The sequence below is a fragment of the Peribacillus deserti genome (assembly GCF_016909175.1).
Taxonomy (GTDB): Bacteria; Bacillota; Bacilli; order Bacillales; family DSM-1321; genus Paraperibacillus; species Paraperibacillus deserti.
In genome coordinates, this window is the sequence record NZ_JAFBFI010000031.1 from 1 (window position 1) to 21,090 (window position 21,090).

A 21,090-nucleotide genomic window follows, 5' to 3' on the forward strand; every position below is an offset into this window, starting at 1 on the left:
AGTGAAAAGCAGACACCTGACAGGCATAAGACGAGCGGCAGCGAAAGGCCGCTCTTGCCTTTTGATGGCGAATGGCTTATGACCAAAGGTGTCAGTTCGCAGCTGGACAACAAGAAAAGCGGAGAACGGTGCTTTTCACGTTAAAATCTTGTTGGTGCTGTTTGATGAACAATCAAGTCAAAGTATCCAATTCAGTGAAAAGCAGACACCTGACAGGCATAAGACGAGCGGCAGCGAAAGGCCGCTCTTGCCTTTTGATGGCGAATGGCTTATGACCAAAGGTGTCAGGTCGCAGCTGGACAACAAGAAAAGCGGAGAACGGTGCTTTTCACGCAATAGCGAATAAAAAACACTATGACTTACAAAATGTTATAAAACATGTTATCTAAAGAAAAGCAGCCATCCGACAAGCATAAGACGAGCAGTACGTGAGAAGCGATCTTCTTCTCATGGACTGATTGGCTTATGTCTCGAGGATGGCAGTTCGCAGCTGGACAACAAGAAAAGCGGAGAACGGTGCTTTTCACGCAATAGCGAATAAAAAACACTATGACTTACAAAATGTTATAAAACATGTTATCTAAAGAAAAGCAGCCATCCGACAAGCATAAGACGAGCAGTACGTGAGAAGCGATCTTCTTCTCATGGACTGATTGGCTTATGTCTCGAGGATGGCAGTTCGCAGCTGGAGAACAAGAAAAGCGGAGAACGGTGCTTTTCACGCAATAGCGTATAAAAAACACTATGACTTACAAAAAGTTATAAAACATTTTATTTAAAGAAAAGCAGCCATCCGACAAGCATAAGATGAGCAGTACGTGAGAAGCGATCTTCTTCTCATGGACTGATTGGCTTATGTCTCGAGGATGGCAGTTCGCAGCTGGACAACAAGAAAAGCGGAGAACGGTGCGTTTCAAGCTAAAATCCTGTTGGTGCTGTCTGATGAACTATCAAGTTTCACGCTAAATCTTGTTGCTGCTGTTTTATGAACAATCAAGTTAAAGTATCTAATTCAGTGAAAAGAAAAACCTGCCAAAAGGCAGGCCATGAAGTATGATCATTGCGGAAGCTGCTGAAGCAGATTAACTAAAGAACTTCTTTCAGCCTCTGTAAGGGCTACAAGCGGCAGTCTCACAGAGCCAACATTCAAACCTTTCAATTGAAGCGCTGTTTTTACAGGCACTGGGCTTGGAGAAGTAAACAGCCCTTTCATGATTGGGCTTAGCTGCTGGTGAAGACTTGACGCAGTTTTATAGTCTCCATTATAAAATGCCTCTACCATTTGCTGCATTTCCTGACCGACAATATGAGAGGAAACGGAAACAATGCCCGTTCCGCCAATCGCTAGAACTGGAAGAGTTAAACTATCATCACCACTGTAAAGCATAAAGTCATCGTCTGTGTTTGCTAAAATTTCAGTCATGGCGTTCAGATCCCCGCTTGCTTCTTTAACCGCTACGATGTTCGGGATTTTAGAAAGCCTTACAACTGTATCAACTGAAATATTCACAACAGCTCTGCCAGGTATATTATAGATCATCACTGGAAGCGAAGTGCTTTCAGAAATGGCCGCAAAATGCTGGTATAGGCCTTCCTGGTTTGGTTTATTATAGTACGGGGCAACCAGCATAATGGCATCCACGCCGGCTTCTTCCGCCTTTTTCGTAAGCTCGATTGAAGCGCGGGTGTTGTTGCTCCCTGTTCCTGCGATAACAGGGATACGTTTGTCCACAGCCTTTACAACATGGCGAAACAACGCAATTTTTTCTTCCGTTGAAAGTGTCGGCGATTCCCCGGTTGTTCCTGCAACGACTAAAGAGTCCGTGCCGTTATCAATTAAATAATTTACAAGCTGAGTTGTTTTGGCAAAATCAATATTGCCCTTGGCGTCAAATGGGGTTACCATTGCCGTTGATACTCTTCCAAAATGCACAATATCCACTCCTTAATTCTTAGGGGCTGTTTCCCCTGACCCATTTTCTAATGCTTCTACATGCAGTTCGAACGCATCATGCAGTGCATTAACTGCTTCTATTAAATCTTCTGCTTTCACTAGGACCCATATGGTAGTATGGCTGTCCGCAGACTGCAGAATGCTGATTCCTTTTTCTGACAGGGCTGTAACGATTTTAGCTGTAACTCCCGGTACACCGGTAATTCCCGCTCCAACGACTGATACTTTGGCACAATCGCGCTGTACCTGGGGATTATAGTCCAGAGCCTCAAGAATTTCTACAGCAAGATCGGTCATATCTTCACTGACCGTATATACGACTCCCTGCGGAGAAATATTGATAAAATCTACGCTGATATGCGCGTTAGCCATGGCTTTAAAAACCTCTGCCTGTAAGTCATACTGATTTTTTTTGGCGGCAACCTTAATCTGAGTAATGTTTGATACGTGGGCAATTCCAGTTACCAAACGTTCTTTTATATCTGTACCACGCTTGTCTTTGCTTATAGAAGTAACAAGAGTGCCAAGTCCATCTGTATAGGTTGACCTGATTCTAATCGGAACTTTAGCCTGCATCGCAATTTCGACTGCTCTTGGATGAATAACTTTTGCTCCCTGATAAGCCATGTTGCAGACTTCGTTGTACGTTACCACCTCAAGCGGCCTTGCATTTTCTGCAATGCGGGGATCAGCAGTCATTATACCTTCCACATCTGTAAAAATATCCACCCATTCTGCATTCAGCGCTGCCCCTAGAGCCGCTGCCGAAGTATCGCTGCCGCCCCGGCCGAGTGTGGTAATGTCTCCGTTCCTTGCTGCCCCCTGAAAACCGGCCACTACGATCGCATCGTAATGTTCAAGTTCCCTTTTTATCCGGTCACATTTCATTTCAGCAATTTTTGCATTCGTATGGTCACTATTCGTACGGAAGCCTGCCTGAGCCCCGGTGAAGGCGGTTGCCTTAATTCCATTTTCAAGCAGCAGGTTCGTGAATACAACGGAAGAAATCGTTTCTCCAACAGATAATAATAAGTCATACTCACGTTTTGTAATTTTGCTTTCAGTGCCGTTTACCAGGGATAAGAGAGTATCGGTCGCATATGGTTCTCCTTTGCGTCCCATCGCAGATACTACGATGACTGCTTTGTACCCGTCCTTAAGCGCCCGCTGAATATGTCGAAGTGCATGGCTGCGGCTGCTTTCATCACGAACCGATGTTCCGCCGAATTTCTGAACGATGATTTTCATGTTTACACCTCAAATGAATTCCAGCCTTCCGTTTATTTGGAAGGCTGTCAGTTATGCTATAAATCCATGATCTTATTTTTCTTCAACTAAACCCATTCTCAATAGGCTTTCTGCAATCTGTACTGAATTCCATGCAGCACCTTTTAGTAGATTATCTGACACGATCCACATATGGAAACCTTTATCTTCATCCAGGTCTTTGCGGATTCTTCCCACAAAAACTTCATTTTTTCCAACGCTGTGAGCCGGCATTGGATAGATTTGTTCGCTTGGATTATCTTGAAGCACGACCCCTGGAGCTTTTTCTAAAAGATTTTGAATGTCTCCTGCGGTAACACCCTCTTGATCTATTTCAATATAAACAGATTCTGAATGCCCAGTTTCAACAGGCAGTCGAACGCAAGTTGCAGCAACTTTCAATTCAGGCATATTCATAATTTTTTTCGTTTCGTTTACCATCTTCATTTCTTCGAAAGTAAATCCGTTATCCTGAAACTTATCGATTTGCGGCACGGCATTGAATGCTATTTGATATTTTTTAACATCACTGCCAACCGGAAGAATTTGAGGCGTAAACTCTTCATCGTTCAGCAGAGCACGGGCCTGCTCCTTCATTTCTGCTACAGCTGCAGCACCAGCACCAGAAACTGCCTGGTATGTTGATACCACTACTTTGTTTAAGCCATATTGCTGTCTTAAAGGCTCAAGTGCAACAACCATCTGGATGGTTGAACAATTTGGATTGGCTATGATTCCATTATGGCCTTTAAGGTCTTCTTCATTCACTTCTGGTACAACAAGCGGGACATCTTTGTCCATACGATAAGCGCTCGTATTGTCGACAACAATGGCTCCCCGTTTTACAGCTTCAGGTGCCAGTTCTTTTGATACAGAACCCCCCGCTGAGAATAAAGCGATATCTATACCTTCAAAGCTGTCCGGAGCAGCCTCCTGGACGACGTATTCCTCACCTTTAAATGTTACTTTTGTTCCTGCAGATCTTGCTGAAGATAACAGGGTTAAATTTTTTATAGGAAAATTTCTGCTTTCTAGTGTACGGAGCATCTGCTGGCCAACTGCCCCAGTAGCTCCAACTACTGCTATATTTAATCCTCTTGCTTGCCCCATTTTATTACCCTCCATAATCGACTAATGTATATTGACTTCAGATGTTATTGTAGTGTTTCTCTATTTAATAGTCTAATAAAACATGTTTATTTTAACATAATAGCAGACTAAAGGCATGGAATTTTTATATAATTAGTTTGGATCCCGGAACCTTTCGACAATAACTGGTTGAATTTGTTCTTTATTAATGGCATGAATGATGGTTTCTCTTAACTGGCTCATCCTGGCAACCATCGAGTTTGGCTTCTTCTCTGGATCATCCTGGCCAAATGGAATAAAATATAAATCTTTCGCACCCATTAAGCGCATTAAATTCACTCCGTTCAGGCCAAGGGCATCGTTGGTTGAAATGCCTAAAACCACTGGTCTGTGGCCTCTCATCGTTGCCTTTGCAGCCATCAATACAGGGGAGTCCGTCTGGGCGTTTGCAAGCTTGCTCATTGAGCTGCCTGTCAGCGGCGCAATAACCATACAGTCGAGCGGAATCTTAGGGCCAAGAGGCTCAGCTTTCACGATCGTATCGACCACATTGTTGCCCGTTAACTCAACAATTCTTTCAACCCAATCCTCCCCTTTTCCAAATCGCGTTTCTGTATTCTGGACAGTATGGGTAACAATTGGAATTACTTCTGCTCCTTCATTTACCAGCTTTTCTATCTCTGGGAAAACTGCATCATACGTACAATGAGACCCGGTTAATCCAAAACCAATTCTTTTGCCTTTCAAACTCATGGTGTATTCCCCTTTCTTTGTTTCAAGTCATTATCTAGAAGCTGGGAAAGAACATTGGCCAGGATTTTCCCCGCGGTTTTGGGCGCTACTATTCCTGGAAGCCCCGGAGCAAGCAAAGCCTTTATCCCTCTTTTTTCAGCGTAGCGAAAATCTGTACCTCCAGGCTTTGAAGCCAGGTCAATCACCAGAGTATGTGCCGGCATTTTAGCCAGTACTGCAGCGGTTACAATCGGATATGGAATGGTATTAATGCAAATATCGGTATCCTTGACGGCGTGCTCTAAATCCTTGATATGAAAAGGCATCAATGACATTTCTGTTATCCTTGCCAGGTCTTCGCTTTTCCTTGCTCCAACCTTCACCTTAGCCCCCAAGGCATGAAAAGTTCGTGCCACACTCATCCCCACTCTGCCGAGACCAAGCACAGTGACATTCGATCCATGAATGGTATAGTCGGTGTGCTGTATGGCCATCATGATGGTTCCTTCAACAGTTGGTATGGAATTATAAATGGCTACATCATCACGCTCGAACAGCTGGACGAGCTTTCTTCCCGCACTTTGAGTGATTTTATCTAAGTAAGCATTGGAAATGCCCGAGTAAATCGTACAGTGTTCCGGTGTATTTCTTAAGATATCTTCAGTTAAAATGACCTTTTCACTAGAAAAAATGGTTTCTATGTTTCCTTCTGCATTTGTGCCGGGTACGGGCAGTATGATCGCATCTATTCCACTCATGTTCATATCACTCAGTTTTTCCTTTACCGCCCCGGTGAAAGCATGATCTAATTGCTCAAAGCCGACCAGCCAGAGTTTTGCATCGAGCTGTGTCAGCTTTCTTACTACCTCCAGCTGTCTTGCATCTCCGCCGATAACAGCGATTTGTATGCCTGTCAGCATTCAAATGTCACCTTCTTCTGTAGAAAATGTTCAAGGCTGCAGGCATTAAAGCCTGCCAGGTATTACGGACACTGCTTTTTGTTTTTAAAAAAACGTTCTTCATAAAAGGAAGTCTCTCAATACTTTTTATAATATGAGGATGTAATGATTAAGGTGAATACACTGATTGGGGCTTTGAAGGGGACTTGCACGTCTGCGGACTGGCGGATCTGTTATTGTTTTTTTCGAATGGCCATGTTAAATGAGATTTGAGGATGAACAGGATTACTGTTGAACGGCGATATTTTTCAACCCCCTTTTATCTTTAATCCGGATTTACCGAAATGACTAACGGACAGTTTGCCTTTAAATAATTGCTGATTCTTATGTCCATCTTTCTGTAAAAGAGAATTCCTTTACCCAATGAATGATCAACAGACCGATTAGAGTACTTCAAAAAAAAGAGCAGTGCTCTTTAACAGAGACTGCCCTTTTTACCGTTTATTCAATTTCCGGTCCGGCACCCGGTATATCAATGATGATCATATCTGTTCCGATTTTTTTGATATGATTCCAGGGAACCCTGATTTCCGTGCCGTTCTTTTTAAAACCAAACCATTTTACATTAGGGATAATAAGAGCGGTGATCTGGCCTTTTTCATTTATTTCCAGGTCCGTCTGCCCGAGCACCCCAAGCCTTTCAGCCCTTTTAACATCCACAATTTCTTTCCCGCTTAGTTCACTTAGCCTCACAGGTGGTCACCTCCGATTTGTCCCATTACTACATCTATATAAGGAGAGGACGCATTATAGAAGCTTGAAGAGAATATTATTTTTTCACGGTTTTTGTTAAAGTATAGCGCATTGTTGAAAGCGCGGAGGAACCATTTTGATATATGGTCATTGTCTCGGATTAATGCTAGATCTCCATAACGAACCGTAACTCTATTTGCAAAGCACTGCACCTAAGCAAAAATCACTTTTCATAAGCATGAGGTATTTGTTATAAGCAAACGTAAGCATAAACTCCTGCATCTTAAGCATAAATTCGAGAAACTCAATCATAAACTTCAAAAGGTAAATCCAGTTTTTGGAGGGGTAAATGGATTTTTATGGGGCGTTCGAGGAATTTGGGGATTAAATCATTTTTCGGGGATTTTCACCCCCCAGCCCTGCCCTCACCCCTTCAGCTCCACAAAAAAGAGACAGAATCTCCTCTGTCTCTTTCTTCCGTACTTTATTTTTGCGTCCAGCCTTCAAGCGGGCTGATTAGGGATAATGAATACTGGTCATTAAATATGTCTTTGCCCAGATTATTAACACTTTCCTCAGACACACCGTCGATTTCTTCAACAATTTCGTCCAGTGAACGGTGTTTCCCTAATAGCAATTCATTTTTTCCGTTCCGGCTCATCCGGCTGTTCGTACTTTCTAAGCTCAGCATCAGGCTTCCTTTTAGCTGCTCTTTGCTGTTTCTGAGCTCTCTTTCAGTGATGCCTTCTGCTTTTAATTTCGCCAGAGTTTCTTGGATGGTTTCCAGAAGAACATCAAGCTGACTGGCACCTGTGCCGCCATATATGGTGACCAGGCCGTTTTCCTGATAAGCAGAATGGTAGGAATAAACGGAATAAGCTAACCCTCTTTGCTCCCTGACTTCCTGGAACAAACGGCTGCTCATACTGCCTCCTAATATATTATTTAAAGCAACCAGGCTGTATACTTGCTCGTGGCCGATTGGCAGGCCGTTGAATCCAAGGCATACATGTGCCTGTTCTGTTTCTTTTTTTCTGCTCATAGTATTCTGGTGGAAATCCGCTTTAACAGCTGGGCCGCTGCCTTTTCCGCCCATATATGCGCCAAAGTACTGCTCAGCATCTTTAATAAAGGATTCATCAATATTGCCTGCTATAGAGACAACTACATTATCAGGAGTGTAGAAATCATGGATATACTGCTTCAGCATATCTCCTGTAAAAGTTTCTAGTGTTTCTTCTGTACCAAGAATCGGGTACCCCAATGGATGATTTTCATAAACTGCTTTGCTCAAAAGGTCATGGACAATATCATCGGGTGTATCCTCGTACATTTTAATTTCTTCATAGACCACTTTTTTCTCTTTTGTAAGCTCTTCTTCTACAAACGTAGAATTAAAAAACATATCTGCCAAAACTTCCAGTGCATAGCTGGCATGATTATCTAGAACCTTCGCGTAATAGCATGTATACTCCTTGGAAGTGAAAGCATTAACATGCCCGCCGATACTATCGAATGATTCAGCAATTTCTCTTGCAGAACGTGTTGACGTCCCTTTAAAAAACATATGCTCGAGAAAATGTGAAATTCCATTGTTTACCGGATTTTCATTCCTAGATCCTGTTTTAATCCATATGCCAATTGCAACAGACCGGACTGTTGGAATATTCTCCAATACAATCCTCACACCATTTTGGCAAGTATATCTTTTAATCATAAAACTCCTCCTAATCTAGCTGCAAAACAAACTTCTATTTACTATTAATGCATGATCCGATCCTCACTTAGCGATTGGGAGACGGTCATGAGGTGAAGATTTTCAGCTTTGATACTTTTTATAAGTTTATCCAAAGATCTTGCACTGGATTCTGTTGGATGCATCAATATAAAAGCTCCTGGATGCAGCTTCGATAGTACCCGCTCAGTCAGAACCTCCGGGCTCGGCTTTTGCCAGTCAACCGTATCAACACTCCACATTATAGTACCCATTTTGTTTGCACTTGCAATATTGACCGTTTCTTCTTTATAACTTCCGCTGGGCGGTGCAAACCATCTGCAGGTTACGCCTGTAACCGCTTTGATTATTTCATTTGTTTTCTTTATTTCTTCATTTGCCCGGGCATCAGAAATTAATTTCATGTCAGGATGGGAATAGGAATGGTTTCCTATTTCATGACCGCTTTCATTTATCATCTTAGCAAGCTCCGGAAATTTTTTCGCCCATCTTCCTTCTAAAAAGAAAGTGGCCTTCACATCGTTCTTTTTTAATACGGTCAGCATGTCCTGCAAATATTCATTGCCCCAGGCAACATTAATAAGCAGGCTGACGGCCGGTTTTTCCGTATTGGCTCTATAGATCGGTGCTGGCGGCAGGTCTTTTAAATGCTTCGCAGGGGGAACCTGCTTATAAATCAGCTTCTTGCTGTCAAATTTGCCAGTTTTTTTCATGATTTTGTAGGATGCATCCAGATCGACCTTTAATCCATTATACCCGGGAACTGTTTTCCAGACAGAGTCAATTCTAGCATCCTGTGCAGGAATTTCAAACTTTGGTGCTTTATCCTGTATTTCCGCATAAAGCCGGCTGACGGCCATTTCTGCATGTTCAGGCTTATTGTTTAAACCCTGTACAAAAGAGTCAGTCAGCGGGTTTTGGACTAATATCCATGATATACCTGCAATTAAAGATAAAGCAATAAAATGTTGGAATTTACTATTCATCTTTTGTCCTCCTGAAACAAACATCATAAAATCGTAAGCCCTTTTTATATAATCGCTTTAGATAGTTTATGTTTGTATAGGACAAGGTAGAACAGCCGCACCCTGGTATATGTATAACACTGCTTTTTAAAGGCTAAAAAAAAGCCGGGTTTCCCCAGCCTTATGAATTTGAATTAGCCGCTTCCTGTTCCTTTTGTTCCTTAAGAACCGCTTTGCGTGATAAATTCACTCTTCCCTGCTTGTCTATATCAAGAACCTTGACGAGCAGCTCGTCACCGATCGCCACCACATCTTCTACTTTGCCAACACGTTCTTCAGCAAGCTCAGATATATGAACAAGTCCGTCTTTTCCATTAAAGATTTCTACAAACGCACCAAACTTCTCAATACGTTTTACTTTACCCAGGTAAAGAGTGCCTACTTCTACTTCGCGTACAATATCTTCAATGATGCTTCTGGCCTTTTGGTTCATTTCCTCATTGGTAGAAGAAATAAATACTGTGCCATCCTGCTCAATGTCAATTTTTACGCCAGTTTCTTCAATGATCTTATTAATCTGTTTACCGCTCGGCCCAATAACATCGCGGATTTTATCAGGATTGATCTTCATTGTTAAAATCTTTGGAGCATATTGTGAAAGCTGAGTGCGAGGCTCTTTAATAACAGTCAGCATATGTTCCAGGATGTGCATTCTGCCGCGTTTCGCCTGCAGTAATGCTTCTTCAAGAATTTCTCTTGAGAGGCCTTCAATTTTGATATCCATTTGCAATGCGGTTACACCTTTTGCGGTTCCGGCCACTTTGAAATCCATATCTCCGAGATGGTCTTCCATTCCTTGGATGTCAGTTAGAACTGTATAATTTTCACCAGTTTTAATTAATCCCATCGCAATTCCTGCAACCGGCGCCTTAATCGGTACACCAGCATCCATCATAGCAAGTGTGCTTGCACAGATGCTCGCCTGGGAAGTTGAGCCATTAGACTCAAGTACTTCTGCCACAAGGCGGACTGTGTAAGGGAAATCCTTTTCAGAAGGCAGGATCGGCTCAAGTGCACGTTCTCCTAATGCTCCATGTCCAATTTCACGGCGGCCAGGTCCTCTCATGAAGCCTGTTTCACCTACACTGAACGGAGGGAAGTTATAATGATGCATGAATCGTTTTGATTCTTCAACACCTAGTCCGTCAAGGATCTGTACATCTCCAAGAGCGCCCAGTGTACAAGTAGACAATGCTTGAGTCTGCCCGCGGGTAAACAATCCAGAACCGTGAGTTCTCGGCAGAATTCCAATCTCTGAAGCCAATGGACGGATCTCATCAGGATTTCTTCCATCAGGACGAACCTTCTCTTCTGTAATCAGTCTGCGGACTTCAGTTTTCACAAATTTGCTGAGGATTTCTTTAACCTGCTTGATGCTGGCATCATCCGCTTCTTTTTCTTCAAAGTGTGCAATAATGCGGTCTTTTACTTCCTTAATTGCATCTTCTCTAGCATGTTTCTCTTGAACCTGCACCGCTTTATTTATATCAGCTTCGCACATTTCACGGATTTCTGCTTCAAGCTCTGCATTCAATTCGTATAGTGCCACTTTCGACTTTTCCTTGCCTACTACTGCAGCAATTTCTTCCTGGAAAGCGATTAGACGCTTAATTTCTTCATGGCCGTACATGATTGCTTCGAGCATCACTTCCTCTGGAACTTCATCTGCTCCTGCTTCAACCATATTAATCGCATCTTTTGTTCCAGCTACCGTTAAGTTGATATCACTTTGTTCCATTTGTTCGATTGTTGGGTTAATAACAAAAACATTATTAATTCTTCCAACGACTACACCCGAAATCGGACCTTCAAATGGAATGTCAGATACAGTCAGCGCCAGGGAAGAACCGAACATTGCAGCCATTTCAGAAGAACAGCTTTGATCCACGCTCATGACCATGCTTACTACCTGTACTTCATTTCGGAAACCGTCTGCAAACAACGGACGAATCGGACGGTCAATCAGGCGGCTAGCCAGGATCGCTTTTTCGCTTGGACGTCCTTCACGCTTGATGAATCCTCCTGGTATTTTACCTACTGCATACAATCTTTCTTCATAGTTTACAGTTAAAGGAAAGAAATCCACGTTCTTTGGTTCCTTAGATGCAGTTGCCGTGCTAAGAACTACCGTATCGCCGTAGCGGATTAGCGCAGAACCATTGGCCTGCTTAGCAAGCTGTCCTATTTCAACTGTGAGCGGGCGTCCTGCCCAGTCAATTGAAAAAGTTTTTTTATTTTGTTCCATTAAAAATAAAACCCCTCTCTGCTTCTTCACTAAAAAATTCATCTTTTCTGAAAATTAGCCGGAATCATATATGTACTTGTGTTCCTGCTAAGGTATATGTGAAATCTGTCATATATTTAAATAAAACAAACTATTCATATTATGCACGAAAAAAGCTTAGAATAACAATAATAATGTGAAACTTTCAGCGGAATTTAGGGATATTTTCCCTTTATAGGCCGTTTTGAAACAAGATTAATGCGTTAACGCTCCAATCTTTGCTTATGTATTCTTTTAGCCTTATGTAGCAAACAAAATGCTGATATATAAAAAAGCGGGAATATTTCCCGCTTTCCTTCGAAAATTATCGGCGTAAACCTAATTTGTTGATTAGCTCGCGGTAACGAGTAACGTCTTTATTACGCAAGTAAGTAAGCAAGTTACGGCGTCTACCTACCATTTTTAGAAGACCGCGACGTGAGTGGTGGTCTTTCTTATGAGTGCGAAGATGCGCATTCAAATTATTAATGTCTTCAGTAAGGACAGCAATTTGAACTTCTGGTGATCCAGTATCGCCTTCGTGAGTTTTGTACTCGCTGATAAGCTCATTTTTACGTTCTTTAGTGATTGCCATGTAGTTCACCTCCAAATATTCTTAAAAAAATCCCCGAAAACTGAGCAAGCGTTGGTGACTCGCATTGCCAAGAAGTGGTTCATCTCATACAAATAATATCATACATCTATTCAAAGTAAAAAGCAAGTACATATGCCTCTTATTCTTCGAAATATGCTTGGGCATCCTGTTTATCCCTGGTTATCTGTTCCACTAGAGCCTCCAGGCTGTCAAACTTTTGCTCGCTTCTTAACCTTTGATGCCATTCAATTTTGACAGCATCCCCATAAATAGAACGGTCAAAATCAAATATATGAACCTCTACGTTAGGATTCTCTGGCTTTTTCTCATGAAAAGTCGGCTTAAAGCCTACATTGCAGACGCCAAGATACCAGGTTTCATTCACTAAGATCCGTACTGCATATACTCCTGGAGCCGGGTAAATAAATTCATCAGATAAAGAAATATTAGCTGTAGGAAAGCCTAATTGCCTGCCTCTCTTTTCACCATGAATAACAGTACCAGATGTTGAATAGTATCGGTCGAGCAGACTTGGTAGTGCATCCGTCCTGCCGGCAGCCAGCAACTCCCTGATTTTAGTGGAGCTGATTTTTTCTTCATTTAATTTATGTTTTTCTACAGTTGTTGACGTAAATTCTTCACGAGAGTGAAATGGCATAGTTTCCATCGTTCCTTTTCCCAGCCTCCCATAGGAATAATCAAAGCCGGCAACAACATGCTTAACATGCAAACCGATGATATATTGATCAACAAATTCCTGTGGAAGCAGATTCGCGAAATTCTCCGTAAAATGGACTACAAATAGATTGTCTATTCCCAGCCTGTTAATAATTTCGATTTTCTCTTTAAGAGGTGTAATATATTTTACTACCTTCATACGTTTTCCCAATACAGCAGAAGGGTGAGGGTCAAAGGTCATTACTGAAACCTGAAGGGACATTTCCCTAGCCTTTTTCTTTGCCGCATGGATTACCCGCCTGTGTCCCAAATGCACTCCGTCAAAAAAGCCAAGGGCTAATACATGCGGCGGAAAATCGTTTTTATTAAACTGGTGAGGATGATTTAAATAAAATACCTTCAACTTGTATTCTCCTCTTCCTTGGTGCAAAAAGCATAGGATGGCTGAGGCCCCTCCTACTCGTTGCGAAGCACTTTAACTGGCTTAATCAGACCGGGCTTCGAAGGGTGAACTTGGTAAATGGCAATCGCCTTTTCTTCTTCATTCACCATTACAAAAGGCTGGTCTTCAGCAAAATCTAAATCGGCCGGCTGCTCTAGGACGGCCCCGTTTTTAATTTTCTCTGCTACTTTATCACTTATCCTGTATTTAGGCAAATGAGATAAACCGACCTCTAGAGGAAGCAAAACCTCTTCGCCTGCCCTTAATTTAGTTTCCAATTCCTCAAATGTTAGGCAGTCCTCAATGGTGAATGATGCGGATTTGATGCGGACCAGGGATGACATATGGGCAGGGTAACCTAGATATTCCCCGATCATGACTGCGAGGGTTCTGATATATGTTCCTTTGCTGCAGCGGACGCGGAATGAAAAAGATATAACATCTCCTTCAAAAGAGTCTCTTGTATCCAACAGCTCGATATCATAAATCGTTACTTCTCTCGAAGGCCTCTCGATTTCGATACCGGCTCTTGCATATTCGTACAGCTTTTTCCCATTTACTTTCACAGCGGAATACATGGGCGGTGTCTGTGTAATCCTTCCGGTTACCTGATTTAACACCGATAGAATTTCATCTCTTGTTATCACTCTGTCGACGCATTTTTTCTCCACTTCTTCCCCTGAGGAATCCTCCGTTGTGGTTGACCACCCGAGAGTCACTTCACCTTCATAGGCTTTTCCTGCATCGGTTATGTATTCCGCAATTTTTGTTGCTTTCCCTACACAAATAGGGAGTACACCTGTTACATCTGGATCAAGCGTTCCAGTATGACCAACTTTCTTTGTCCCTAATATTTTTCTTAATTTAAACACACAGTCATGGGACGTTAATCCCTTTGGCTTTAATAATGGTAAGATACCTTCCAACCCATTTACCTCCAATATTTTAATAAGAGAAAAAAGGATAGACCATTAAGATCTATCCTTTCCCTAAGAAGCCAGATTGGCCATCCGTATATTTCCCTAAAGGGGAAGATCCTGAGTTATTCTCCGCTCGTATTATGATCTTCTTTGTTGATTTGAGTAAGCAGATTTTCTATGCGATTCCCATAATCAACCGATTCATCGAATTCAAAGAAGATCTCTGGAGTTTTTCTCAAGCGAATCCGCTGGCCAATTTCTGAGCGGATAAAGCCTTTAGCTTTAGCTAGGCCTTTTAAAGTATTTTGCCGCTGTTCTTCATCGCCCAGCACAGAAATAAATACTTTTGCCTGCTGAAGATCACCCGTAACCTCAACATCTGTGACGGTTACAAAGCCAATACGCGGATCTTTAATTTTACGGCCGATTACTTCACTAAGCTCTTTTTTCATCTGTTCGCCAACTCGGTTTGCACGAAGGCTCATATTCATCACCCCGTTCGTTTAAAGCCATTCTATATCCGTAACCGTTCTTTCTATTTCTGGAAAGGAGTCCACAAAACGCAGTGCGTTTTGAAGCTCTCTTTCCGTAGACTGCCTGGAGGAGGACACGGTCACAATGGCAAGTTTGGTTCTCTGCCAGGCGTCCTGGTGCCCTGTCTCAGCAATAGAAATATTATACTTTTGCTTCAGCCTTGTTATAACCCGCTGCAAGACTGCGCGTTTTTCTTTTAAAGAATGTGCATCATATATGAGACATTCAAATTCGGCAAAGCCGATCATTTGCGCTCAATTTCCTCCATAACGTAGGCTTCAATAATGTCGCCTTCTTTAAGATCGTTATAGTTTCTGATGGTAATACCGCACTCATAGCCCTGTGCTACTTCTTTAGCGTCATCTTTAAAGCGTTTTAGAGCATCAATTTCGCCTTCGAAAATAACAACTCCCTGGCGGATTAAGCGGATGCCGCTGTCACGTGTAATTTTGCCATCCGTAACATATGATCCTGCAATCGTACCCACTTTAGAAACTTTGAAAGTAGTACGGACTTCGGCCTGACCAATAATTTTTTCTTCAAATTCTGGATCAAGCATACCTTTCATTGCAGATTCAATCTCTTCAATGACTTTGTAGATAATACGGTGTAAGCGGATATCTACGTTTTCAGATTCGGCTGCACGTTTAGCATTTACATCTGGGCGTACATTAAAACCAATAACTATTGCATTGGATGCAGTTGCCAGCATGATGTCATACTCATTGATGGCACCTACTCCAGAGTGGATAATTTTGACTTTAACGCCTTCCACTTCAATCTTTTGGAGAGAAGCACTCATCGCTTCCACAGACCCTTGAACATCGGCCTTCACAATCAAGTTAATATCCTTCACTTCACCCTGTTTCATCTGTTCAAATAAATTATCCAGAGTAACACGAGCTTTTTCTGTGCGGTTAGACTGCACTTGCCTTTGTGAACGAGCTTCCCCTACCTGGCGTGCTGTTTTCTCATCATCAAAAACTATGAACAGATCACCAGCTTGAGGCACTTCACTAAGACCAGTAATTTCGACAGGTGTAGAAGGACCCGCATCTTTCACTCTTCGTCCTAAGTCGTTCACCATTGCTCTTACCCGGCCAAACGTGTTTCCTACTACGATTGGGTCTCCAACCTTAAGGGTACCATTTTGGACAAGTAAAGTTGCAACCGCACCACGGCCTTTATCCAGCTGTGCTTCAATTACAGATCCTGTTGCCTTGCGGTTTGGATTTGCTTTGTATTCTTCTACTTCACTCACTAGAAGAATCATTTCAAGAAGGCTGTCGATTCCTTCTCCGTTCTTCGCCGAAATCGGAACGAAGATCGTGTCTCCTCCCCATGCTTCTGGAACCAGGTTGCGCTCAGAAAGCTCCTGCATAACACGGTCAGGATTAGCTCCCTGTTTATCCATCTTGTTCACAGCTACAATGATTGGAACTTCTGCAGCTTTTGCATGGTTAATAGCTTCAATAGTCTGAGGCATAACACCGTCATCTGCCGCTACTACTAAAATAGTGATATCCGTAACTTTCGCTCCGCGTGCACGCATTGTTGTGAAAGCTGCGTGGCCAGGAGTATCAAGGAACGTAATTTTCTTATCATTTACTTCAACTTGATAGGCTCCGATATGCTGTGTAATTCCGCCTGCTTCGCCTTCAGTTACCTTTGTATTACGGATTGAATCTAGAAGAGTCGTTTTACCATGGTCAACGTGTCCCATAATAGTTACAACGGCCGGGCGTTCAATCAGGTTTTCAGGTGCATCTTCTTCCGCAGCAAGAGTTTCAAGATCAGTAAGATCTATTTTAATCTCTTCTTCTACCTCTACCCCATACTCAGCTGCAATTAACTCAATTCCATCTTTATCTAATGACTGGTTAATGGTAGCCATAACACCAAGCAGGAATAATTTTTTAATCAGTTCTGAAGGTTCTCTATGAAGCTTTTTAGCAAGCTCTTGAACCGTCAATGATTCAGTAAAGGTAATTTTCTTCGGCAGTTCTCTTTCTTTCCGAGGCGGAGCCTGATAAGTAGAGACTTGATGGCGTTTATTGTTTCTATTTCTATTGTTGTTGTTTCTATTATTATTGTTGTTGTTTCTGCCGCCCTTATTATTAAAGGCCTTTGATTCTTTGGATTGGGTTTCCTGCGTCTGCTTCTTGCCAACAACCGGCTTATTTGGTGTCTTCTTCGTCAGCTTTTGTTTATTTACGCTGCTATCGCTGTCATGTTCTTCAAACGATTTTGGCTTAGCTGCAGCAGGCTGCTGGTTCGAGCCTGAATTTTGAGGACGCTGCTGGTTTTGAGTGTTTGGTTTTGGGGCTGATTTTTGCCCGCCGGCAGGTTTTTGATTGTTGTCTTTATTTGGTTTATAAGCACTATCTAATTTGTTTACTGTATTATCGTCGATTGCTGTCATATGATTGGTTACCTCTATATTCATTTCTTTTAATTTCGTAATGACGTCCTTGCTTGAAACATTGTGTTTTTTTGCATATTCGTATACACGGATCTTCGTCATACGTTCACCCCCATAAAATTTAATCGAGCAACGTCTGAAGTTTTCTTGCAAAACCCTCGTCGAGGACTGCAACTGTTACACGGGCGTCTTTACCGATTGCTTGACCGAGCACAAATCTGTTTTCCACTCTAAAAAGCGGAACATTATAAAACTTACATTTATCTGTTATTTTCTTTTCCGTATTATGGGAAGCATCGTCCGCTAAAATGACCAGCTTTGCTTTGCCATTTCTAATTTCTTTAACGACCAGTTCCTCACCAGAAATCAGTTTTCTGGCACGGGCCGATAAGCCCAATAAAGAAATCCATTGTTCGTTCTGCATGAGGATCAGCGGTTCTCCTTTTCAGCGAGGCCCAGCAGCTCATCATAGAGAGAAGGATCAATCGCCGCACCCAGCTGATTGGCCAGAATATTCTTCTTCTTGGCCAGAAGTATCGCTTCTTTATCAAGTGTCAGATAAGCTCCACGCCCGGATTTTTTTCCGGTCGGATCAACAGAAACTTCTCCCTCTTTGCTCCGAACAACCCGGATTAGCTCCTTTTTCGGCCTCATTTCACCGGTAGCCACACACTTCCTCATTGGAATCTTCTTGCGACTAATCAACTTAGGTCACCCCTCTATTCTTCTACCAGGTCATCTTCTTCGTCAAAGGATAGAAGCTTTTCGTTATCCACTGGGTAAATTCCAGCTTCTCTTGCATCTGATTCGCTCTTTATATCGATTTTCCAGCCTGTTAATTTTGCAGCTAACCGGGCATTTTGCCCGCGCTTTCCAATTGCGAGGGAAAGCTGGAAGTCCGGTACGATTACAGTAGTAGCTTTTTCGTCCTCAGAAACGATGACCTCAATCACTTTTGAAGGACTTAACGCATTCGCCACAAAAACCACTGGGTCCTCGGACCATTTCACGATATCTATTTTTTCACCCTTAAGTTCATTCACAATAGCTTGAACCCTTTGTCCTTTTGGACCGACACATGAACCTACAGGATCAACTTCTGTATTCTCTGAATGAACAGAAATTTTCGAGCGGTCTCCTGCTTCACGAGCTACAGATTTAATTTCTACCGTTCCATCATAAATCTCAGGAACTTCTATTTCAAACAATCGCTTTAAAAGTCCAGGATGTGTTCTTGAAACAAAGATCTGCGGACCCTTTGAAGTCTTTTCAACCTTTGTTAAAAACACCTTAATGCGGTCATGAGGTTTGTAGTGTTCATTTGGCATCTGCTCATTAACCGGAAGAAGAGCCTCAATTTTCCCAAGGCTGACATAGATAAAACGAGAGTCCTGTCTCTGGACAATTCCTGTCATAATATCCTCTTCGCGGTCAATAAACTCGGAGTAAATGATGCCTCGTTCAGCTTCACGGACCCTCTGTGTAACAACCTGCTTAGCCGTCTGGGCAGCAATGCGCCCGAAATCCTTAGGAGTCACTTCCATCTCCACAACATCTTCTACCTGATAATTCGGATCAATCCGCTGAGCTTCTTCCACAGAGACTTCCAGCCGCGCATCAAACACCTGGTCCACTACATCTTTACGAGCAAAAACCCGCATAGTGCCCCTTTCAAGATTCATATCGATCCGGACATTCTGCGCTTGGTTGAAGTTCCGCTTATAAGCCGATACAAGAGCCGCCTCAATTGCTTCTATTATAACATCTCTTGAGATGCCTTTCTCCTTTTCCAACAGGACCAAAGCATCCAGTAATTCACTGCTCATTTTATATCCCCCTTAAAAAAGTTACCCTTAACCTATTAAAAAGTAACAGCAAGCCTGGCTTTTGCTACTTTCTCGTATGGGATTTCCACCGTTTTGGTGCGAGTTTTAATCTTCATATTTACAGTAATGACAGTTCCATCAAATGACTCTAAAATACCTTCAAATTCTTTTATCCCATCAATGGGTTCATAAGTTTTAATAAACACATTTTTGCCAATTGACTTAGTTAAGTCTTCCGCCTTTTTAAGCGGCCTCTCAGCACCAGGTGATGATACCTCAAGAAAATAGTTATACGGAATCGGATCTGATTCATCAAGTTTTTCACTTAAACGCTCACTGACGGTGCCGCATTCCTCAATATCCACTCCGCCTTCTTTATCAATGAAAACCCTAAGAAACCAATTCTTCCCTTCCTTAACATACTCAATATCCACTAACTCCAGATTTAACTCATTCAATATTGGCTGTACCTGTTCTTCTACTATTTCAGTAACTTTATTACTCATCGTGTCCCTCCTAAAAATAAGAAAGAAGAAGTGTATTTGTATGAAATAAGCAGGAAGTTACCCCTGCTTTACACATCACCCAAATAAAAATTATGTAAACAACGAAAGAGTGGGTTTCCCCACTCTCCTCGCTCAGCCTTAGTATTTCCAATAAAAATATACCATAACCAAGAAATATATGCAAGAAAAGCGGAAAGCGGTGCCTTCCTCCTTAAACTTATTAAGAACTACAATGATAAGCATAGTTGTTAACCTTTAGAAATCATAGGGAAGGCAGAGACCCGACAAGCATAAGACGAGCAGGCTGTGGGAAGCGGTTTTCTTCCCATGGGCTGATTGACTTATGTCTCGAGGGTCTCAACTTGGAGCTGGACACCAAGAAAAGCGGAGGACGGTGCTTTTCAAGTACTATACCCTTTAGGCAATAAATGAAGATCACATTTGGAAGTAAACACTTCATTGATAGAAAAGCAGACACCTGACAGGCGTAAGACGAGCGGAAGCAAAAGGCCGGTTTTGCCTTTTGATGGCGATTGGCTTATGACCGAAGGTGTCAGTACGCAGCTGGACAACAAGAAAAGCGGAAAGCGGTGCCTTCCTCCTTAAACTTATTAAGAACTACAATGATAAGCATAGTTGTTAACCTTTAGAAATCATTGGGAAGGCAGAGACCCGACAAGCATAAGACGAGCAGGCTGTGGGAAGCGGTTTTCTTCCCATGGGCTGATTGACTTATGTCTCGAGGGTCTCAACTTGGAGCTGGACACCAAGAAAAGCGGAGGACGGTGCTTTTCAAGTACTATACCCTTTAGGCAATAAATGAAGATCACAATTGGAAGTAAATAATTCATTGATAGAAAAGCAGACACCTGAAAGGCTAAGACGAGCGGCAGCGAAAGGCCGGTTTTGCCTTTTGATGGCGATTGGCTTATGACCGAAGGTGTCAGTCCGCAGCTGGACAACAAGAAAAGCGGAAAGCGGTGCCTTCCTCCTTAAACTTATTAAGAACTACAATGATAAGCATAGTTGTTAACCTTTAGAAATCATAGGGAAGGCAGAGACCCGACAAGCATAAGACGAGCAGGCTGTGGGAAGCGGTTTTCTTCCCATGGGCTGATTGACTTATGTCTCGAGGGTCTCAACTTGGAGCTGGACACCAAGAAAAGCGGAGGACGGTGCTTTTCAAGTACTATACCCTTTAGGCAATAAATGAAGATCACAATTGGAAGTAAACACTTCATTGATAGAAAAGCAGACACCTGACAGGCATAACACGAGCGGCGGCGAAAGGCCGGTTTTGCCTTTTGATGGCGATTGGCTTATGACCGAAGGTGTCAGTCCGCAGCTAGACAACACGAAAAGCGGAGGACGGTGCTTTTCAAGTACTATACCCTTTAGGCAATAAATGAAGATCACAATTGGAAGTAAACACTTCATTGATAGAAAAGCAG

Annotated in this window: 22 protein-coding genes; 3 read left to right on the forward strand and 19 right to left on the reverse strand. The window is 42.4% G+C overall.

Translation table 11 applies throughout. From position 1 onward, the window contains the following. Positions 1–148: 148 nt before the first annotated feature. Positions 149–346: a hypothetical protein gene (locus JOC77_RS19820; protein ID WP_204547702.1), complete on the forward strand. Its 198-nt coding sequence runs from the start codon at positions 149–151 to the stop codon at positions 344–346. A gap of 711 nt (positions 347–1,057) precedes the next feature. Here JOC77_RS19820 and dapA read toward each other — a convergent pair. From dapA to rimP, 19 genes are all read right to left on the reverse strand, one after another. Beyond that, complete coding sequence (gene dapA / locus JOC77_RS19825) at positions 1,058–1,936, reverse strand: 4-hydroxy-tetrahydrodipicolinate synthase (RefSeq protein ID WP_204547871.1); 879 nt, start codon at positions 1,934–1,936, stop codon at positions 1,058–1,060. Positions 1,937–1,945: 9 nt separating this feature from the next. Beyond that, positions 1,946–3,202 (reverse strand): aspartate kinase, encoded by a 1,257-nt coding sequence (gene dapG / locus JOC77_RS19830; RefSeq protein WP_204547715.1) that lies wholly within the window; start codon positions 3,200–3,202, stop codon positions 1,946–1,948. 72 nt (positions 3,203–3,274) lie between these two features. Next, positions 3,275–4,330 carry an aspartate-semialdehyde dehydrogenase gene (gene asd, locus JOC77_RS19835; protein ID WP_204547719.1) on the reverse strand — a complete coding sequence of 352 codons (1,056 nt, stop codon included), beginning with the start codon at positions 4,328–4,330 and terminating at the stop codon, positions 3,275–3,277. A gap of 132 nt (positions 4,331–4,462) precedes the next feature. Then, on the reverse strand, positions 4,463–5,062 hold the full coding sequence (locus JOC77_RS19840) for a dipicolinate synthase subunit B (protein WP_204547734.1): 600 nt from the start codon (positions 5,060–5,062) through the stop codon (positions 4,463–4,465). Then, positions 5,059–5,961: a dipicolinic acid synthetase subunit A gene (dpaA, locus tag JOC77_RS19845; protein ID WP_204547751.1), complete on the reverse strand. Its 903-nt coding sequence runs from the start codon at positions 5,959–5,961 to the stop codon at positions 5,059–5,061. Before dpaA ends, JOC77_RS19840 begins: the two co-directional genes overlap by 4 nt. A 480-nt stretch (positions 5,962–6,441) precedes the next feature. Then, positions 6,442–6,693, reverse strand: coding sequence for a YlmC/YmxH family sporulation protein (locus tag JOC77_RS19850; protein WP_204547763.1), 252 nt, complete (start codon positions 6,691–6,693; stop codon positions 6,442–6,444). Between the two features lie 484 nt (positions 6,694–7,177). Beyond that, positions 7,178–8,410: a M16 family metallopeptidase gene (locus JOC77_RS19855; RefSeq protein ID WP_204547766.1), complete on the reverse strand. Its 1,233-nt coding sequence runs from the start codon at positions 8,408–8,410 to the stop codon at positions 7,178–7,180. 44 nt (positions 8,411–8,454) lie between these two features. Continuing rightward, a complete protein-coding gene (locus tag JOC77_RS19860; RefSeq protein WP_204547782.1) occupies positions 8,455–9,414 on the reverse strand; it encodes a polysaccharide deacetylase family protein in 960 nt (319 codons plus the stop codon). A 160-nt stretch (positions 9,415–9,574) separates the two neighbouring features. Then, positions 9,575–11,698: a polyribonucleotide nucleotidyltransferase gene (gene pnp, locus JOC77_RS19865; protein WP_204547796.1), complete on the reverse strand. Its 2,124-nt coding sequence runs from the start codon at positions 11,696–11,698 to the stop codon at positions 9,575–9,577. 343 nt (positions 11,699–12,041) lie between these two features. Continuing rightward, positions 12,042–12,311: a 30S ribosomal protein S15 gene (gene rpsO / locus JOC77_RS19870; RefSeq protein WP_204547810.1), complete on the reverse strand. Its 270-nt coding sequence runs from the start codon at positions 12,309–12,311 to the stop codon at positions 12,042–12,044. Positions 12,312–12,450: 139 nt separating this feature from the next. Continuing rightward, positions 12,451–13,392, reverse strand: a complete 942-nt coding sequence (gene ribF / locus JOC77_RS19875) for a bifunctional riboflavin kinase/FAD synthetase (RefSeq protein WP_204547813.1) — start codon at positions 13,390–13,392, stop codon at positions 12,451–12,453. A gap of 53 nt (positions 13,393–13,445) precedes the next feature. Further along, complete coding sequence (gene truB / locus JOC77_RS19880) at positions 13,446–14,357, reverse strand: tRNA pseudouridine(55) synthase TruB (protein ID WP_204547828.1); 912 nt, start codon at positions 14,355–14,357, stop codon at positions 13,446–13,448. 116 nt (positions 14,358–14,473) lie between these two features. Further along, the gene (rbfA, locus tag JOC77_RS19885; protein WP_204547831.1) at positions 14,474–14,836 is read right to left on the reverse strand and encodes a 30S ribosome-binding factor RbfA; all 363 of its coding nucleotides are present in this window, start codon (positions 14,834–14,836) and stop codon (positions 14,474–14,476) included. An 18-nt stretch (positions 14,837–14,854) separates the two neighbouring features. Further along, on the reverse strand, positions 14,855–15,133 hold the full coding sequence (locus tag JOC77_RS19890; RefSeq protein ID WP_204547834.1) for a DUF503 domain-containing protein: 279 nt from the start codon (positions 15,131–15,133) through the stop codon (positions 14,855–14,857). Beyond that, positions 15,130–17,409, reverse strand: a complete 2,280-nt coding sequence (gene infB, locus JOC77_RS19895) for a translation initiation factor IF-2 (RefSeq protein WP_204547837.1) — start codon at positions 17,407–17,409, stop codon at positions 15,130–15,132. The genes JOC77_RS19890 and infB overlap by 4 nt, the downstream gene beginning before the upstream one ends. Before the next feature lie 19 nt (positions 17,410–17,428). After that, a complete protein-coding gene (locus tag JOC77_RS19900; RefSeq protein WP_204547840.1) occupies positions 17,429–17,731 on the reverse strand; it encodes a YlxQ family RNA-binding protein in 303 nt (100 codons plus the stop codon). Between the two features lie 5 nt (positions 17,732–17,736). After that, complete coding sequence (rnpM, locus tag JOC77_RS19905; RefSeq protein ID WP_204547843.1) at positions 17,737–18,012, reverse strand: RNase P modulator RnpM; 276 nt, start codon at positions 18,010–18,012, stop codon at positions 17,737–17,739. A 14-nt stretch (positions 18,013–18,026) separates the two neighbouring features. Further along, entirely contained in the window at positions 18,027–19,133 is a 1,107-nt protein-coding gene (gene nusA / locus JOC77_RS19910; RefSeq protein ID WP_204547846.1) for a transcription termination factor NusA, read from the reverse strand. A gap of 35 nt (positions 19,134–19,168) precedes the next feature. Next, positions 19,169–19,639 carry a ribosome maturation factor RimP gene (gene rimP, locus JOC77_RS19915; RefSeq protein WP_204547849.1) on the reverse strand — a complete coding sequence of 157 codons (471 nt, stop codon included), beginning with the start codon at positions 19,637–19,639 and terminating at the stop codon, positions 19,169–19,171. Between the two features lie 441 nt (positions 19,640–20,080). Here rimP and JOC77_RS19920 point away from each other — a divergent pair, with 441 nt between their 5' ends. Then, positions 20,081–20,245, forward strand: a complete 165-nt coding sequence (locus tag JOC77_RS19920; RefSeq protein WP_204547852.1) for a hypothetical protein — start codon at positions 20,081–20,083, stop codon at positions 20,243–20,245. Between the two features lie 616 nt (positions 20,246–20,861). Next, the gene (locus tag JOC77_RS19925; RefSeq protein ID WP_204547855.1) at positions 20,862–21,044 is read left to right on the forward strand and encodes a hypothetical protein; all 183 of its coding nucleotides are present in this window, start codon (positions 20,862–20,864) and stop codon (positions 21,042–21,044) included. The last annotated feature ends 46 nt before the right edge of the window (positions 21,045–21,090 follow it).